The 16,331-nt window shown below is 62.6% G+C and carries 13 protein-coding genes and 3 pseudogenes; 7 read left to right on the top strand and 9 right to left on the bottom strand.

Annotated elements, in window-relative coordinates:
• Positions 1-5: 5 nt before the first annotated feature.
• Together B5V46_RS03445 and B5V46_RS20355 are read right to left on the bottom strand one after the other, a co-directional pair.
• Positions 6-1,073, bottom strand: coding sequence for an IS3 family transposase (locus B5V46_RS03445; RefSeq protein ID WP_231119277.1), 1,068 nt, complete (start codon positions 1,071-1,073; stop codon positions 6-8).
• A pseudogene (locus B5V46_RS20355) lies at positions 1,040-1,192 on the bottom strand (transposase); the annotation flags it as partial. The pseudogene B5V46_RS20355 and the gene B5V46_RS03445, both read right to left, overlap by 34 nt.
• Between B5V46_RS20355 and B5V46_RS19520 the strand changes: the two are divergent.
• The 3 genes from B5V46_RS19520 to B5V46_RS03430 all read left to right on the top strand — a co-directional run bounded on the left by B5V46_RS19520 (position 1,173) and on the right by B5V46_RS03430 (position 4,256).
• Positions 1,173-2,012 (top strand): hypothetical protein, encoded by an 840-nt coding sequence (locus B5V46_RS19520; protein ID WP_155773916.1) that lies wholly within the window; start codon positions 1,173-1,175, stop codon positions 2,010-2,012. The pseudogene B5V46_RS20355 and the gene B5V46_RS19520 overlap by 20 nt on opposite strands.
• A 695-nt stretch (positions 2,013-2,707) precedes the next feature.
• A complete protein-coding gene (locus B5V46_RS03435) occupies positions 2,708-3,487 on the top strand; it encodes a cyclic nucleotide-binding domain-containing protein (protein ID WP_080615290.1) in 780 nt (259 codons plus the stop codon).
• Between the two features lie 46 nt (positions 3,488-3,533).
• Positions 3,534-4,256: an adenylate/guanylate cyclase domain-containing protein gene (locus B5V46_RS03430; RefSeq protein WP_080615289.1), complete on the top strand. Its 723-nt coding sequence runs from the start codon at positions 3,534-3,536 to the stop codon at positions 4,254-4,256.
• A 351-nt stretch (positions 4,257-4,607) separates the two neighbouring features.
• Here the strand turns inward: B5V46_RS03430 and B5V46_RS19515 are convergent, their stop codons facing one another.
• A complete protein-coding gene (locus tag B5V46_RS19515; protein ID WP_155773915.1) occupies positions 4,608-4,856 on the bottom strand; it encodes a hypothetical protein in 249 nt (82 codons plus the stop codon).
• A 315-nt stretch (positions 4,857-5,171) separates the two neighbouring features.
• A complete protein-coding gene (locus B5V46_RS03425) occupies positions 5,172-7,442 on the bottom strand; it encodes an adenosylcobalamin-dependent ribonucleoside-diphosphate reductase (protein ID WP_080615288.1) in 2,271 nt (756 codons plus the stop codon).
• Positions 7,443-7,579: 137 nt separating this feature from the next.
• Here B5V46_RS03425 and B5V46_RS03420 point away from each other — a divergent pair, with 137 nt between their 5' ends.
• Positions 7,580-8,014: a DUF1489 family protein gene (locus B5V46_RS03420; RefSeq protein ID WP_080615287.1), complete on the top strand. Its 435-nt coding sequence runs from the start codon at positions 7,580-7,582 to the stop codon at positions 8,012-8,014.
• Between the two features lie 214 nt (positions 8,015-8,228).
• On the opposite strand, the gene hisG is transcribed toward B5V46_RS03420, so the two are convergent.
• From hisG to hisS, 3 genes are read right to left on the bottom strand one after another with little or no spacing between them, the layout of a single operon-like run.
• The gene (gene hisG, locus B5V46_RS03415; protein ID WP_080615286.1) at positions 8,229-8,927 is read right to left on the bottom strand and encodes an ATP phosphoribosyltransferase; all 699 of its coding nucleotides are present in this window, start codon (positions 8,925-8,927) and stop codon (positions 8,229-8,231) included.
• A complete protein-coding gene (locus B5V46_RS03410; protein WP_080615285.1) occupies positions 8,924-10,030 on the bottom strand; it encodes an ATP phosphoribosyltransferase regulatory subunit in 1,107 nt (368 codons plus the stop codon). The genes hisG and B5V46_RS03410 overlap by 4 nt, the downstream gene beginning before the upstream one ends.
• 3 nt (positions 10,031-10,033) lie before the next feature.
• Complete coding sequence (hisS, locus tag B5V46_RS03405) at positions 10,034-11,530, bottom strand: histidine--tRNA ligase (protein ID WP_080615284.1); 1,497 nt, start codon at positions 11,528-11,530, stop codon at positions 10,034-10,036.
• A gap of 85 nt (positions 11,531-11,615) precedes the next feature.
• Between hisS and B5V46_RS19510 the strand changes: the two genes are divergently transcribed.
• The 3 genes and pseudogenes from B5V46_RS19510 to B5V46_RS19505 all read left to right on the top strand — a co-directional run.
• A complete protein-coding gene (locus B5V46_RS19510; RefSeq protein WP_155773914.1) occupies positions 11,616-11,777 on the top strand; it encodes a hypothetical protein in 162 nt (53 codons plus the stop codon).
• Between the two features lie 205 nt (positions 11,778-11,982).
• A pseudogene (locus B5V46_RS03400) lies at positions 11,983-12,177 on the top strand (transposase); the annotation flags it as partial.
• A 110-nt stretch (positions 12,178-12,287) separates the two neighbouring features.
• Positions 12,288-12,416: pseudogene (locus tag B5V46_RS19505) on the top strand (IS481 family transposase); the annotation flags it as partial.
• On the opposite strand, the gene B5V46_RS20130 reads toward B5V46_RS19505, so the two are convergent.
• Positions 12,357-12,566: a hypothetical protein gene (locus tag B5V46_RS20130; RefSeq protein ID WP_196774412.1), complete on the bottom strand. Its 210-nt coding sequence runs from the start codon at positions 12,564-12,566 to the stop codon at positions 12,357-12,359. The pseudogene B5V46_RS19505 and the gene B5V46_RS20130 overlap by 60 nt on opposite strands.
• A gap of 231 nt (positions 12,567-12,797) precedes the next feature.
• Positions 12,798-16,301, bottom strand: a complete 3,504-nt coding sequence (dnaE, locus tag B5V46_RS03395; protein ID WP_080615283.1) for a DNA polymerase III subunit alpha — start codon at positions 16,299-16,301, stop codon at positions 12,798-12,800.
• Positions 16,302-16,331: the final 30 nt, after the last annotated feature.

Below are 16,331 nucleotides of genomic sequence, written 5' to 3'. Positions count from 1 at the left end.
GATGTTCATCCAGCTGAAACCAGAGTCTTTTGCTGAATTTGGCGCGGTTGCGCCGACGGAGCAATGGGCGATCTGCGCAGCAGTTCAGTTGCGCGAAGCTGATCGCCCATTGCGTTGAGTTGGGCGGCGAAGGCCGCCGGGGCCTGATAACCGAGGGCCGAATGCGGTCGCTCGGTGTTGTAGATGTGGGTCCAGCGGGCGACAGCCGCGCGCGCATGGTCGATGCCGAAGAACAGGGTCTCGTTCAGCAGCTCGTCGCGCATCCGGCCGTTGAACGCCTCGCAGTTGCCGTTTTGCATGGGCTTGCCAGGCGCGATATAGTGCCACTTCACCTGCATCTTCTCGGCCCATTCGAGGATCGCGTTCGAGGTGAACTCGGTGCCATTGTCCGAGACGATCACACCTGGCTTTCCGCGCCGCGCGATCAGCGTTGTCAGTTCCCGGGCAACGCGGCGGCCGGAAATCGAGGTGTCGACGACCGCAGCCAGGCTCTCCTTGGTGACATCGTCGATCACGTTCAGAATGCGGAAACGCCGTCCGTCGGCGAACTGGTCTTGGACAAAATCGACCGACCAGCGAGCATTCGCCACAGCCTCGGTCACCAGCGGTGCCCGTGTGCCGATGGCGCGTTTGCGGCTGCGACGCCGCCGCACGGCCAGGCCCTCTTCTCTGTAGAGCCGCTGCGTGCGCTTGCGGTTCAGCACATGGCCATCGCGGCGCAGGATGACATGCAGGCGTCGATACCCGAACCTTCGGTGCGTCTCTGCGGCGGCACGCAGCACATCGCGCAAGGCAGCATCATCTGGTCGCCGATGCTGATACCGCACCGAGGACCGATCTGCCCCGATCACGGAACACGCCCGCCGCTCGCTCATCTCATAGCTCTGTTTGAGATGGGCGACGGCCTCGCGCCTGGCGGCGGGCGTCACCATTTTTTTGACAGCAGATCCTTCAGCGCGGTGTTGTCGAGCATCGTTTCGGCAAGCAGCCGCTTCAGCTTGGCGTTCTCGTCTTCCAGGGCCTTCAGACGCTTTGCTTCTGACGGCTCCATGCCGCCAAACTTCGCCTTCCAGGAATAGAACGTTGCGCTACTGATCCCATGCCTGCGACAGACCTCTGCCGTCTTAGCCCCTGCTTCCTGCTCACGCAGGATCGAAATGATCTGCTCTTCGGTGAACTTCGATCTCTTCATATCCGGTCCTCTCATTGGAACGGACTCTAGCATCAGATGCACGAGTTATCGGGGGGCACAGCACCCCGTCTCGATTCTGTGCAGTGTGTGCTCTACGCCATACAATGCTTGGGTCTCAACCGATTGGGACACCTGCGAGATAGAATTAGATGACTATCCAAACACCTTAGTTGAGGCGGAGCCTGCGAGAGGGTACTTCAACGACTATGATGACTACGATCATGATTATTACGAATGGCTTGAGCAGCAGGAGCGGCCCCATAGGGAAATTTTCCGTACGCTCTGCCAGACACTCGACAATATTGAGGAACTTTGCCAGCTAAGGGTGGATGAACAACAGTCCAAGATTTTGAGAAGAATGCTGCTTGCTCAAAGCATCACGGCAATGGAGATCTTCTTTTCTGACACACTCATACCGGCGGCGGCTGCGAGCGTGGAAGTGCAAGAGCGGCTGCTGAAATCAAAGTCAATAGGAATTGGAGAGGCGCAATTTAGGCTTTCGGATGCCGCCGGAAAACCAGAGTTTGCGAAGGAGAAGCTGGTCAGCTATCTGCGTGCAGTTTCTTTTCATGACATAGCTAAGGTAGCCAAGCTCTTCCAGGTCGGACTCGGCGTCGACATACTTCCTAGGGAAGTGGAGTTGAAAAAAATAGAAACTGCAATCAAGCAACGTCACGATTGCGTCCATCGAAATGGTAAAGATCGAGAGACCGGCGGAGAACTAGAAATTTCTAACACTTGGCTCCTTTCTCTGACTGCAAGTTTGAGGAACATGCTTAGAGCTGTAGACGAAAAGGTCGAAGCTAAATACGCCCAATGAAAGGCTTCGACGTTCGCAGTAGAGGGGTGCGCTGCCATTTGTCACATAGAAGCTTCAAAATGTATGAGTTCGGAGCAGGTCCTGGGCGGCTCAGCGTTCTCCAAGCCAAGAGTGGGTGGGTCTACATGGCCAGGCGGCCCTTTCCGGACTTTCACTTAGGCCGAAAGCGCCGCAGCGCAGCTTCCCCGAAGCCGCCATTCACTACAATCGCAGTATGTAAACCTCGCCTAGAGGCCACCTCGCTTTGGACTTGGTGATTGGAAATCCCGACAGAGAGAGGGGCGTCAAGCCAGCTGGCAGGATGAACTGCAGCAATGACTGCGAGAACGCCCTCGAAGGGGGAAAGTGCTTGAGGCCAGCGTCGAGGAGGCACAGGATGCAGATCCATGCTCGGCCATCCCTGGGCGTGCTGAGGTAAAGCGTGTTCAGCGTGGACTGACGTTGCGCAAGCAAGAGATAGCAACAGCGCAATTTGGACCTATTCAGGCTACGCTCGCACGGTAGAGCGTTGAATTCGATACAGAAATCAGATTGACTGAGCGAGCTCCGAGAAGCAGCGAAAAAGAGGTCACGCATTGAAGTGGATAAATTGGATAAAGCTGGTTCTAAGAAATGGTGGCGATGTTCCTTCCATCACGCGGTTTGAGGGGGAGCTAGGGTGGGGCAGAATACGAGCTGTCCTAATACGCAATCCCATGGTCGGAGGTGACGAGGTCATTGCCAATTCCTTTTTGGAAGCAGGGGAACTCGTGTCATTTAAGAGAGGCGAAGATATCGTCAGTCAAGGCGACGTCGAGGATGATAGCGTCTACTTCTTACTTTCAGGTGCGGCGGATGTCTTCGTAAATGGAAAACGTCGCGATGACATCCAAAGAACAGCTCCGATCACTGTTGGAGAAATGTCGGCCCTTAACCCAGCCCAGAAGAGAAGTGCGACGGTTCGGGCAGCTTCAAGACAGCTTGTCGCTCTTAAAGTCGAGGGTGAGACGTTTCGAAAGGTCGTAGGAGAAAATAGAGAATTTCTTCGTCGCGTGCATGAGGACTTTTCTGGACGTGGAAGGCAAGCAATTTTGGCGACCGGAATTTCGCGTAGAACTTCAGGATGGAATTGGACGGTCATTTCTCTGACTGCTGGCGTGCTTTCAGCCGCAGCGATCTGGTATACCCTAAGGGTGGACGGAAATCCTGTTTTTGTTCGCGTGCTTTTGCCACTCGTTGTGGGTCTGACGATTTTCCTGCTTACTCTGCTGGCGGATCCCGTCTATCGGTTCTTTCGCTTGGGGACCTTGTGTGTAGGTGCGATCCTGGTCGACGAGGCGTTGCAGTGGCAGGTTCGAGGAAGCTTTATGGGGGCCGAATTTCAGTATCAAATCTCTTCAAGTGGGGACCCGCAGCAGGCAACGGCTCTGTTGGCCCCAATAGTTCTTGGCGCATTGGCCGCGTATCTATTTTGGATCGACACCACTAAGCGATAGAGATGCCAAGTGATTAGACCGCGGCGCTTCTTAGGTAAGGTAAGGCATGAGTATCAACGACGACATTTCTTCTGATGTTATGAGAATTAGAGACGCGGATTGGAATAAGAGGAGCGGCTCTAAAGTCCCCTCCCCTGGAGATGTTACTCTATCGAACGGTGCAGTTGAAATAGATGCAACATATCTATATGCCGATATGGCGAATTCGTCGCGCATGGCAAAGGAACTCGACCGGAGGGTTACGGCAAAAATTCTCAAATCTTTTCTTGCGTCCTCATCAAGATTGATAAGTCACTTTGGTGGAACCATCATGAGTTTCGATGGCGACAGGGTGATGGGGGCCTTTATGGGCGACGCCAAGAATAGCTCGGCAATAAAGTGCTCGTTCTCTATTGCATATTCAGTAACCCAACTTATCAGACCTAAATTTGAATCAAAGTATGACACAGTCAAGAACGCTGGTTTCAAAATCCGGCATGCAACAGGCGTTGATACTGGAACTGTGTTCGTGGTCCGGGGCGGTATCTACGGGAGTAACGAATTGATTTCAATTGGCAGGGCCCCAAATCTGGCTGCCAAACTGAGCGATCTGCGCGAGGGTGAATATACAACATTCGCCACGAAATCAGTTTACGACAGAACTAATAAACTCCAAAAGCAACGGCTTGATGGAAGTTCGGACATCTGGGAGAAACGTGATTGGGATTTCTGCGACGAGAATATCACGATCTATCGATCCAGTTATTGGCGAAAACCCGGTTCGAACTGATTTTTTTGGCCCGAAATGTGAAAGAGCTTCCCGAAAGGATAGGTGTCGGCCCTTCCCCAGAAAGGTGAGAGACTCGCGGTTGCAATGAATTCCCGCCCCCTTGTAGGTATGTCGAGTTCGGCGAAGCGAGCTTGGCGGAATGTCCGTTTTGGTTCTCAGTCTAGGGTGCGTGGGCACATGCAGAGAAGGTCCGGAATCCGCCCTTCGCGCCAGGGCAGGTCATCATGCAGCGCCGGACGTGAGCAATGACTATGGCCCCTTGAAGCAAACCATTCGCTCCCAAGAATGATGACGCTTCGTGTATTGGTATCTGGTTTTAAGCCCAGTACCCTGGGAAGCCCTCGGGAGGCGTCACTCCGGTCTGATCTCCCGCTGATGGCGAGCAAGAAGGGTGACCAGTCTTCGGCCGGAAATCACCTTCTGGCGCTTGAGGTGGATGAGGCCCCGTTCGAACGGGTCGAGGTCAACGTCGTCTCCACAGGCGCGAGCAAGGGTATAGGCGTAGACGTCTGTTGCTGTGACGGGCACCTGACAATTTTTCCGACGCTGATATCGGGCTAGGATCGCAGCGACAGCTTGCGTCGACTTAATGGTCTTCATCGGAGTTCCCACCGCTTCTAAGCGAACTCGTGTCCAGGGTCTCACCATCGCAAGCCGCCCCAATGCGCCATGCTCAGGCTCATACAGGGAGGGCACAACGGCCCTAAGCCGGATCCGCCGCTTCATGCCACGAACCGCACATCCCCTCCATAAGTAAAAGACGCCGGAGCGTCCGCCCCAGCGCCTCTATCACCGTCCTTCAGAGAGCAGCCCGGGGACACCAGGCGATACGTTTCGCCCTTGACACCCCTTGCGCAGACTTATGCTTCCGTTTGCGCATTCATCTGCTTTCTCTGACTTGAGCCTAGAGCATGATTACTGGCATTTCGAATAGCCACAGCTCATGCATGTTCTGCAACCTTCCACCATCCGTATCTCATAGGCACCGCAGCTCGGGCAGGACGGGCCGCGGGGGGTGTCGCCAACCGCCATCTCCTCGTATTTCGGATCGATCTTCAGGCCCTTGCCCTCGGCCTCGATGAAGCCGATGGTCACCAGATGGCGCTCGATCACGCCGCCGATGGCCGCAAGGATCGAGGGAATATACTTGCCCTGCATCCAGGCCCCGCCGCGCGGATCGAAGACGGCCTTCAGTTCCTCGACCACGAAGCTCACATCGCCGCCCCGCCGGAACACCGCCGAGATCATCCGCGTCAGCGCTACCGTCCAGGCGAAATGCTCCATGTTCTTCGAATTGATGAAGACCTCGAAGGGGCGGCGGCGACCGGCGATGACGATGTCATTGATGGTGATGTAGATCGCATGCTCGCTGTCGGGCCATTTCAGCTTGTAGGTGTTGCCCTCCAGCTCGTGCGGCCGGTCGAGCGGATCGGACAGATAGACGACATCGGCGCCGGTCTCGGCCTCGGGCGTCTTCTCCGAGCTCTCCGACACGCTCAGCACCGAGCCGGTCACGTCATTCGGCCGGTAGGTCGTGCAGCCCTTGCAGCCGGTTTCATAGGCCTGCATGTAGACGTCCTTGAAGGCATCGAAGGCGATGTCCTCGGGGCAGTTGATGGTCTTGGAAATCGAGGAATCGACCCAAGTCTGGGCCGCCGCCTGCATCCGCACATGCTCGGAGGGCGGCAGGGTCTGGGCATTCACGAAATACTCGGGCAGCTCGGCATCGCCGAACTTGTCGCGCCAGAGCTGGACGGCGTAGTCGACCACTTCCTCCTCGGTCCGGCTGCCGTCGCGCTGCAGCACCTTGCGCTTGTAGCTGTAGGCAAAGACCGGCTCGATCCCCGACGAGACATTGCCCGCGTAAAGGCTGATCGTCCCCGTGGGCGCGATTGAGGTAAGCAGAGCGTTCCGGATCCCATGCTCGGCAATGGCCGCACGCACATCGGCATCCATATGCGCCAGCGCACCGCTTCCGAGATATTGCTCGGCATCGAAAAGCGGAAACGCGCCCTTCTCCTTGGCCAGTTGCACCGAGGCCAGATAGGCGGCGCGGGCGATCCGGTGCAACCAGCGCGAGGTCTGACGCGCCGCCTCTTCCGAGCCGTACCGCAGGCCCACCATCAGCAGCGCATCGGCAAGCCCGGTGACGCCAAGACCGATCCGGCGCTTGGCCTTGGCCTCGTGACGCTGCGCGTCGAGCGCAAAGCGCGAGATGTCGACCACGTTATCCATCATCCGGACCGCGGTCGCGACCAGCGCCTCGAGCTCGGCCTCCTCGAGCGCTGCCCCCTCCTCGAAGGGGTTGGCGACAAGGCGCGCGAGGTTGATCGAGCCCAGCAGGCAGGCGCCATAGGGCGGCAGGGGCTGCTCGCCGCAGGGATTGGTGGCGGCGATGGTCTCGCAATAGGCGAGGTTGTTCATCTGGTTGATGCGGTCGATGAAGATCACGCCCGGCTCGGCATAGTCATAGGTCGCCTGCATGATCCGGTTCCACAGATCGCGCGCCTCGAGCGTGTGATAGACCTTGCCGCCGAATTGCAGATCCCAGGTGCCGTCAGCCTTCACCGCCTCCATGAAGGCATCGGTCACCAGCACCGAAAGGTTGAAGTTCCGCAGCCGTGCCGGGTCCTGCTTGGCGGTGATGAACTGCTCGATATCGGGGTGGTCGCAGCGCATCGTCGCCATCATCGCGCCGCGGCGCGAGCCTGCCGACATGATCGTGCGGCACATCGCGTCCCAGACATCCATGAAGGAGAGCGGCCCCGAGGCATCCGCCGCCACGCCCTTCACATCCGCGCCCTTGGGCCGGATCGTCGAGAAATCATAGCCGATGCCCCCGCCCTGCTGCATCGTCAGCGCGGCTTCCTTCAGCATGTCGAAGATGCCGGCCATGCTGTCGGGGATCGTGCCCATCACGAAGCAGTTGAACAGCGTCACAGCCCGGCCCGTGCCCGCGCCCGCGGTGATCCGGCCCGCGGGCAGGAACCTGAAATCCTCGAGCGCGGCAAAGAATTCCGCCTCGCGGGCATCCCGCTCCGCCTCGGGCTCGGCCTCGGCCAGCGCCCTGGCGATGCGGCGCCAGCTGTCCTCGACCGTCATGTCGACGGGCGTCCCGTCCGAGCCTTTCAGACGGTATTTCATGTCCCAGATCTGCTCGGCGATGGGGGCGGCGAAACGGCTCATTTGGGGATCCTCGGATGCGCGCGGAAGATTACTCGGCAAAGGAGGTCGGTGGGGTCGAGAGTACCGACGCTGTTCCTTGAACTCCGCAACAGATAGCTTAGTTTGGGGTCTCATCAACAGAATCTGGTGGATGCACGATGGCGAGGGGCCATGTCAATCTGGTAAAGCTCTGCGTCGGCGCAGAGCGGGTCGAGGACCTGATCGACTGGCAGGCCGCGCGCCGTGCCAGCCTGCCCGACGGGCTGCCCCGCCATGTCACCCGGATGTGGCCCAAACGCGCGGCCGAGCTGCTGGATGGCGGCGCGCTCTACTGGGTGTTCAAGGGCATGATCCTGGCCCGGCAGCGCGTGCTGCGGCTTGACGAGGTCACCGGCGAGGACGGCATCACGCGCTGCGCCATCGTGCTCGACCCCGAAGTGATCCGAACCGAGGCGGTGCCGCGGCGTCCGTTCCAGGGCTGGCGGTATCTCGAAGCGGGCGATGCGCCCCGCGATCTGCCCGCCGCCCGCGCCGAGGAAGACGAGCTGCCGCCGCAATTGATGGCCGCACTGGCCGAGATCGGGGTCAGGTAGACCGGACTTGCCTGCCGCTGCGGCAAGTTTGCACTGGCGAAACGCCGTCCAGGGACCGAAACCTGCACTTCAGGGCAATGGCCGCCTGCGAGGGGCGCGACAGCGAACACCAGGGGGACAGGCCGGTCGTTGCCCAGCCCGATGCACGGGCTCCCTGCGCACGCGCGCCCCGCAGCGGCAGCCGAGCCTAAGCATGGCCGCCGCGAGCCGGCCGTCAGGCCGCGAGCCCCAGGCGGTCCAGCATGGCATGCAAGTTGGTGCGGTCGATATCGCTGAACGCGGCGAGGCGCGACTTGAACAGCGTCGCCTGACTGCGATGGATCAGCCCGTCGGACAGGATCTTCAGGTGATTGGCCCGCAGCGTCTCGCCGGTCGAGGTGATATCGGCGATGGCTTCGGCGGTCAGGTTCTTGACCGTGCCCTCGGTCGCGCCCTGGCTGTCGACCAGCTGATAATCGGCCACACCCGCATCGCGCAGGAACACCCGCACCAGGCGGTGATACTTGGTCGCGATCCGCAGCCGGTGGCCATGAGCGGCCCGGAAGGCCGCCGCCGCCGCGTCGAGATCGTCCAGCGTATCGACATCGGCCCAGCAGCGCGGCACCGCGATGATCAGATCGGCAAAGCCGAATCCCATCGGCTCGAGTTCCAGCACCCGGTTTTCCCAGTCGGCGATCCGCTCCTGCACCAGGTCCGAGCCGGTCACGCCCAGATGGATCCGTCCCGAGGCCAGTTCGCGCGGGATCTCGCCCGCCGAGAGCAGCACCAGCTCGATCCCGTCCACCCCCTCGACCGCTCCGGAATATTCGCGTTCGGACCCGGTGCGGGCGATCGAGATGCCGCGTTCGGCGAACCAGTCGAAGGTCTTTTCCATCAGCCGCCCCTTGGACGGCACCCCGAGCTTCAGCGTCATGCCATCGCCTCCGTCAGAGACAGCACCAGTTCCGGCCGGACCACGCCGCCGACCGCGGGCACCTCGCGGCCGCGCCCCAGAATGCGGGTCAGCGCGTCATAGCGCCCCCCCGTGGCCACCGGCGGCAAGCCCGGCTGGCCCTCGGCATAGAAACCGAAGACGAAGCCGTCATAATATTCCATCGTGGTGCGGCCGTAGCTTGCCTCGAAATCCAGGAGATCGACATCGATCCCCTGCCCCGCCAGCGCATCCAGCCGCGCCTGCATCCGGTCGACCGCCGGGCCGATGGTCTTGAGATCCACCGCGATGTCGCGCAGATGCGCCAGCGCATTGACCGAGGTCTCGCGGATCGACAACAGATCCTCCAGGAGTTCCGTCTCGCCGGTCGAAACCGGCGGCTCGGCCGCATCCTGCACCAGCGCATGCAGCCTCTGGGCCACATCGGCGCGCGAGCGCAGTCCGATTTCCGGCGCGGCGGCATCCAGCACCGCCTCGATCCCATGGGTCTCGATCTCGGACAGCAGCCGCTTGCGGCTTTCCGGAAGCGGCATCCGCCCGGCGAAACGTTCCAGCAGCGCGCGGAAGCGACGCGGACGCCAGACATGGCGCCGCAGCGCCGCCTTGCGCTTGTCGGTGGTCGAAAGCCCATCGACGGCAGCAAGGATCAGCCCGATATCGCCGGTCGCGGCCCGCAGGTCGAGCGGCGATAGCGCCTCGGAAAACAGCGCAAAGACCTCGGCATCGGCATCGGCCGGGCTCTCGCCGCCGAAGAGCTCATAGCCCACCTGGATGTATTCGTTGGGCCGGGACGGGTCGCGCTCCTGCCGCCGGAACACCTCGCCGCAATAGGTATAGCGGGCCGGGTCGGCAGCACTGTCCATATGCATCTGCACCACCGGCACGGTGAAGTCGGGGCGCAGCATCTGTTCGCCCCGCAGCGCATCCGAGGTCACATAGGCCCGCGCCCGGATATCCTCGCCGTAAAGGTCGAGAAGGGTCTCGGCCGGTTGCAGGATCGCGGTCTGCACGGGCTCGGCCCCGGCCCCCCGGAAGAAGACATGCAGCCGTTCGGCCTGTGCGAGGATGCGGCCCTTGTCCCGCACCGCTCAGCCCTCGCCCTGCGCGAGCAGCCGCCGGACCTCGGCCACAAGATCGGCGCGCGCCGCCTCGAACTGGGCTGGCTGGGACTTCCATTCCTCGAGGCTGGCGCTTTCGGCGATCTTCGCGCCCAGCACCAGATCCTTGATCTGGACGACGCCGCGCGCCGCCTCGTCGCTGCCCTGGATGATGGCGACCGGCGATTGGCGCTTGTCGGCATATTTGAGCTGGTTGCCGAAATTCTTCGGATTGCCCAGATAGACCTCGGCGCGGATGCCCGCATTGCGCAGCTCGCCCACCATGGTCTGATACTCGGCCATCCGGTCGCGATCCATCACGGTCACGATCACCGGCCCGTCCATGCCGGCCCCGGCGCGGCCCTTGGCGCGCAGCGCCGCCAGCAGCCGGTCGACGCCGATCGAGACGCCGGTCGCAGGCACGTCCTGCCCGGTGAAGCGCTTGACCAGATCGTCATAGCGCCCGCCGCCCGCGACCGAGCCGAATTGCCGCGGCCGCCCCTTCTCGTCGAGGATCTCGAAGGTCAGTTCGGCCTCGAAGACAGGGCCGGTATAATAGCCCAAGCCCCGCACGACGGACGGATCGAGGATGATGCGGTCGGGGCCATAGCCCTGCGCGTCGAGCAGGGTCGCGATGGTTTCCAGCTCGTCGACGCCCGCGGTACCCATGGCCGAGCCCGCCACCAGCTCGCGCAGCCGCGCGCAGGTCCCGGCGCCGCTCTCGCGGCGGGCGGCCATGAAACCCATCACCACCTCGGCCTGCGCCTCCGACAGCTTCGCGCCGTCGGTGAAATCGCCCGAATCGTCCTTGCGGCCCTCGCCCAAAAGCGCCCGCACGCCCGCCTCGCCCAGCCGGTCGAGCTTGTCGATGGCGCGCAGCACGATGCCGCGTTCGGCCTCGAATTTCGAGGGATCGGCCGGGTCGAGCACGCCCGCGACCTCCATCACCCCGTTCAGGACCTTGCGGTTATTCACCCGGACGACATAGTCGCCGCGCGGGATGCCGACGGTTTCCAGCGCATCCGAGAGCATGGCGCAGATCTCGGCATCGGCGGCGACGCTCGCGGCGCCCACGGTGTCGGCGTCGCATTGATAGAACTGACGAAACCGCCCCGGCCCCGGCTTTTCATTGCGCCAGACCGGCCCCATGGCATAGCGCCGGTAGGGGCTGGGCAGATCGTTGCGGAACTGCGCCGCGACGCGTGCCAGCGGCGCGGTCAAGTCATAGCGGAGCGCGACCCAGTCGCTGTCCTCCTCCTGCCAGGCGAAGACGCCTTCATTCGGGCGGTCGACATCGGGCAGGAACTTGCCAAGCGCCTCGACGGTCTCGACCGCGGAGGTCTCAAGAGGATCGTAACCATAGCGGTGGTAGACCTCGGCGATACGGTCGAGCATCGCCTTTCGTTCGGTGACATCGATTCCGAAATAGTCGCGGAACCCCTTGGGCGTCTCGGCCCTGGGGCGGCGGGGTTTCTTGTCCTTGGCCATCGGTCTCTCGCCACTGCCTACGCGTCGCGCGGGGTCTAGCGGAAGGGGGGCCGGGGGGCAAGGTCGCGCAAGGTCCGGAGGACGCATGGAACGGGAACTGACCCTATTGGACAACCGGATCGACCGGCTGACGGGCGAACTTGCCGGGCTGAGCCGTGCCATAGAACAGCAGGGAAAGGAGATCGACCGGTTCCGCCATCTGGTGGCCACGACACTGGCCCGGGGCGCCGAACGCGACCGGCCATAAAGGTGCGAGGCCGGGCACCGATCCGGGCCGCCGGGACGGGGGCGGGCCTCGTGAAATGGGTATTTGCGCCAGGAAGAAGGCACCGGAGCACGACGTTCGGGACAGCTGGACACAGCGCTGCCGGAGGGCTTTGCTCCTGCCCGAGGCTGTTTTGACAAAAGGGGTTCGCCCCGCGCGGCAAGTATGATCGAAGCTGGTATCGGCGATGGAGACCAGCTTGGCACGCGCCCTTATGTCGGGCGAGGAATGGGCGTTCTTTGAGCGTTTCATCCTGACTGTCCGCGCGCCAAACGGGCGCAAACAGACCAGCCATCGCCTTGTTCCGGATGGAATTTTCCGGATCTCCCGCACCGGCGTGCCGTGGCGCGACCTGCCCGAAGCGTTTGGAGAATGGTCGAGCTCTCTCCCCGCTGAACGTCAAACGCCTCCACTACGACACCCCCTCGCCGACTTCATCTTGCGTCGGGGTCGACAGTCCACCGGACGGCCGCCTGTTCCCTCCTCACCGACAACTTCGCAAGCCGCCTCAAGACGCTCAGCGGTCTCACGCCCTACGAATACATCTGCAAAGTCCGGACCTCAGAGCCAGACAGATTCAATGTCGCTCGGATCCACCAGATGCCGGGACTGAACACCTAACAGGCCGCTGAAAAACTCCGGCTTTGCCTTGTTGCGCAAAGATCCGGCTTTTTTGCTGCTTATCGCAAGGCTGATGACGGACTGTCGGGGCTGACATCGGCCGGCCCGGCGAGAGGGCGCGGTGCGGATCATTTTCCAGGAGCCTGCCAAGGATAGGAAGGCGTCGGCAACTTTGCCGACCTTGGCAAGACTGCACCCGACCGGACGGGAAAGGGCGTGCCATCCTCGGCTTTCGTCGGCCGCGCGTATCGCCTTGCGGGCGCAGCGGCCCGCAGGCCCCACCGCGAGAACGGCCGACCCCGCCACCAGCCGCGGAGACAATCACGGGACCACCATCCCCGGCTACGAGCGGCGCCTATTCGGGGAGAATGGCGGCCCGGCTCAGACCTCTTCGACCATGGCGACACCGGGCAGGCTGCGCAGCGCGCCCTTGATCTGAGGATTGACCGGGTAGCGGTCGTTCAGCGTCATCCGGACCTCGCCGGGCAGGTCGGGGGCAAGCAGGCTGAATTCGATCGGGCCGCGACCGCCGCGCGCCCCGCTTTCGCCCCGTGCCCGGTCGAGCAGCGCCGCGACCGCCTCGACCGCAGCCTCGGTCTCGAGCACCACCTTGAGCCCGGTCACCCCGGCTTCGGCCACGACTTTATCGATCGGCTTCACCGACCGGCCCAGAAGCTTCAGTTGCTCGTTCTCCAGATTGGCCTCGACCTGGATCACCACATTCATGCCCGGCTCCAGCTGATCGCGCGCAACCTCGAGCACGTCCGAGAACAGCGTCACCTCGAACAGCCCCGTCGGGTCCGACATCTGCACGAAGGCGAAACGATTGCCCTTTGCGGACTTCCTCTCCTGCCGCGCGGCAACGGCGCCCGCCATCTGGACGAGGGCCGGTCCCGCCTTGGTCTTTTCCTCGACCTCGGCCTTGGTCATCACCTTCTTGCGCCTGAGCGCGGGCATGTAATCGTCGAGCGGATGCCCCGACAGGTAGAAGCCGATGGCCTTCTGTTCCTCTGCCAGGCGTTCGTTCGGTAGCCAGTCCGGGGTCTGCGCCAGACGCGGCTCGGGCAGATCCTCGCCCGCCTCGCCGAACAGCGAGACCTGCGCCGAGGCGCGCTGATCGTGGATCGCGGCCGAATAGCCCACCAGCGCGTCGAGGCTTTCGAAGACCCGGCGGCGGTTGCCATCGAGCGTATCGAAGGCCCCGGCGCGGGCCAGCATTTCCAGCGGCCGCTTGCCGACATGCTTCATGTCGACGCGCCGGGCGAAATCGAAGAGCGAGGCGAAGGGCCGGTCCTCGCGCGCCGCGACGATCATCTTCATCGCCTCGATCCCGACGTTCTTGAGCGCGCCCAGCGCGTAGACCAGTGCTCCGTCCTGAACGTCGAAGGTCGCGAGCGAACGGTTCACGCAAGGCGGCACGATTTCCAGATCGAGCCCGCGCCGAACCTCCTCGGCATAGACCGCCAGCTTGTCGGTCAGGTGGATATCGCAGTTCATGATGCCAGCCATGAACTCGACCGGATGGTTCGCCTTCAGCCAGGCGGTCTGGTAGCTGACCACCGCATAGGCAGCGGCGTGGGACTTGTTGAAGCCGTAATTCGCGAATTTCTCGAGAAGGTCGAAGACCTCGGTCGCCTTTTTCGCATCGACGCCGTTCTTCTTGGCGCCGTCCACGAATTTCGGACGCTCCGCGTCCATCGCCTCCTTGATCTTCTTGCCCATGGCGCGGCGCAGCAGGTCGGCGCCGCCCAGACTGTAGCCCGCCATCACCTGGGCGATCTGCATCACCTGTTCCTGATAGACGATGATGCCCTGGGTCTCGGCCAGGATGTGGTCGATGGTCGGGTGCACCGATTCGAGCGGTCTCAGCCCCTGCTTGACCTCGCAATAGGTGGGGATGTTCTCCATCGGACCGGGACGGTAAAGCGCCACCAGAGCGACGATGTCCTCGATGCAGGTGGGCTTCATGCGCCTCAGCGCATCCATCATCCCCGAGCTTTCCACCTGGAACACCGCGACCGTGCGCGCCGAGGAGTAAAGCTGGTAGGTCTTCTCGTCATCCAGCGGGATATGCCCGATATCCTCCTCGGCCCCGGGCGGCGGCTGGTACAGCACCGTGCCGTCGGCCGCCTGATGCAGCGACCGTCCGCCGCGATGGATCAGGTCGACCGCATTGCGGATCACCGTCAGCGTCTTCAGCCCGAGGAAGTCGAACTTCACCAGACCGGCCTGCTCGACCCATTTCATGTTGAACTGGGTCGCGGGCATGTCCGAGCGCGGGTCCTGGTACAGCGCCACCAGCTCATCGAGCGGCCGGTCGCCGATCACCACGCCCGCGGCGTGGGTCGAGGCGTTGCGCAAGAGCCCCTCGACCTGCTGGCCATAGGTCAGCAGCCTGTCGACGACTTCCTCGTTCTTCGCGGCCTCGCGCAGGCGGGGCTCGTCGGTCAGGGCCTGGGCAATCGAGACCGGCTTGACCCCTTCGACCGGGATCAGCTTCGACAGCTTGTCGACCTGGCCATAGGGCATCTGCAGCACCCGGCCCACGTCGCGCACCGCGGCCTTGGACAGGAGCGCGCCGAAGGTGATGATCTGGGCCACCTTCTCGCGGCCGTATTTCTGCTGCACGTAATGGATCACCTCCTCGCGGCGATCCATGCAGAAGTCGATGTCGAAGTCGGGCATCGAGACCCGTTCGGGATTCAGGAAGCGTTCGAACAGCAGCGAATAGCGCAAGGGATCGAGATCGGTGATGGTCAGCGCATAGGCCACCAGCGAGCCCGCGCCCGAGCCCCGCCCCGGCCCCACCGGAATGCCATGTTCCTTGGCCCATTTGATGAAGTCGGACACGATCAGGAAGTAGCCCGGGAACCCCATTCCCTCGATGATGTCCAGCTCGAACTGCAGCCGTTTCTCGTAATCCTCGACCGGCGCGGCATGCGGGATGACGGCCAGCCGGGCCTCGAGCCCCTCCCAGGCCTGGCGGCGCAGCTCCTCGACCTCGTCATCGGCGAAGCGCGGCAGGATCGGCTTGCGCTTTTCCGACTTGACCGCGCAGCGCCGCGCGATCTCGACGGTATTTTCCAACGCCTCGGGAAGATCGGCGAACAGCGCCGCCATCTCTTCGGGAGTCTTGAAATAATGCTGCGGCGTCAGCCGGCGGCGCGGCTGGGCCTGGTCCACATAAGCCCCGTCGGCGATGCACAGAAGCGCGTCATGGGCCTCGTACATGTCGGATTTGGGGAAATAGACGTCATTGGTCGCGACCAACGGCAGGTCCATGGCATAGGCCATCTCGACATGGCCGCGCTCGGTCTCGCGCTCGGCCTCGGTCGGCTGCCCGCCCTCGCCCGGATGGCGCTGAAGCTCGACATAAAGCCGGGTCGGAAAGGCCGCCGCCAGCCGGGTCAACAGTGCCTCGGCCTTCGGGCGCTGCCCGGCCCGCAACAGCCGCCCCACCGGACCGTCCGGGCCGCCACTGAGGCAGATCACCCCGTCCGCATGGTCCGCAAGCTCGTCGAGCGTCACCTGCGGCAACTGCCCGCCCGTATCGAGATAGAGACACGAGTTCAGCTTCATCAGATTGCCGTAGCCGGTCTCGTTCTGGGCCAGGAGCACGACCGGCGCGGGCGCGCGCGGGGCTTCGCCAGGCGCCGCCGGATCATAGCTGAGATCGACCTGGCAGCCGATGATCGGCTGGATCCCCGCGCCGGTCGCCATCACCGAGAATTCCAGCGCACAGAACATGTTGTTGGTATCGGTGACGGCAACGGCAGGCATGCCCGCCGCCGCGCAGAGACCGGGCAGTTTCTTGACCCGAACCGCGCCCTCGAGCAGCGAATATTCGGTATGAACTCGGAGATGGATGAATCGGGGCGCGGACATGGGCCGACCCTAGCGCTCCGCCGCGCCGGG

It is taken from the genome of Rhodovulum sp. MB263, assembly GCF_002073975.1.
Taxonomy (GTDB): domain Bacteria; phylum Pseudomonadota; class Alphaproteobacteria; order Rhodobacterales; family Rhodobacteraceae; genus Rhodovulum.
Note: the sequence above shows the minus strand (reverse complement) of the source record. Positions and strands in the feature narration are given on the sequence as shown.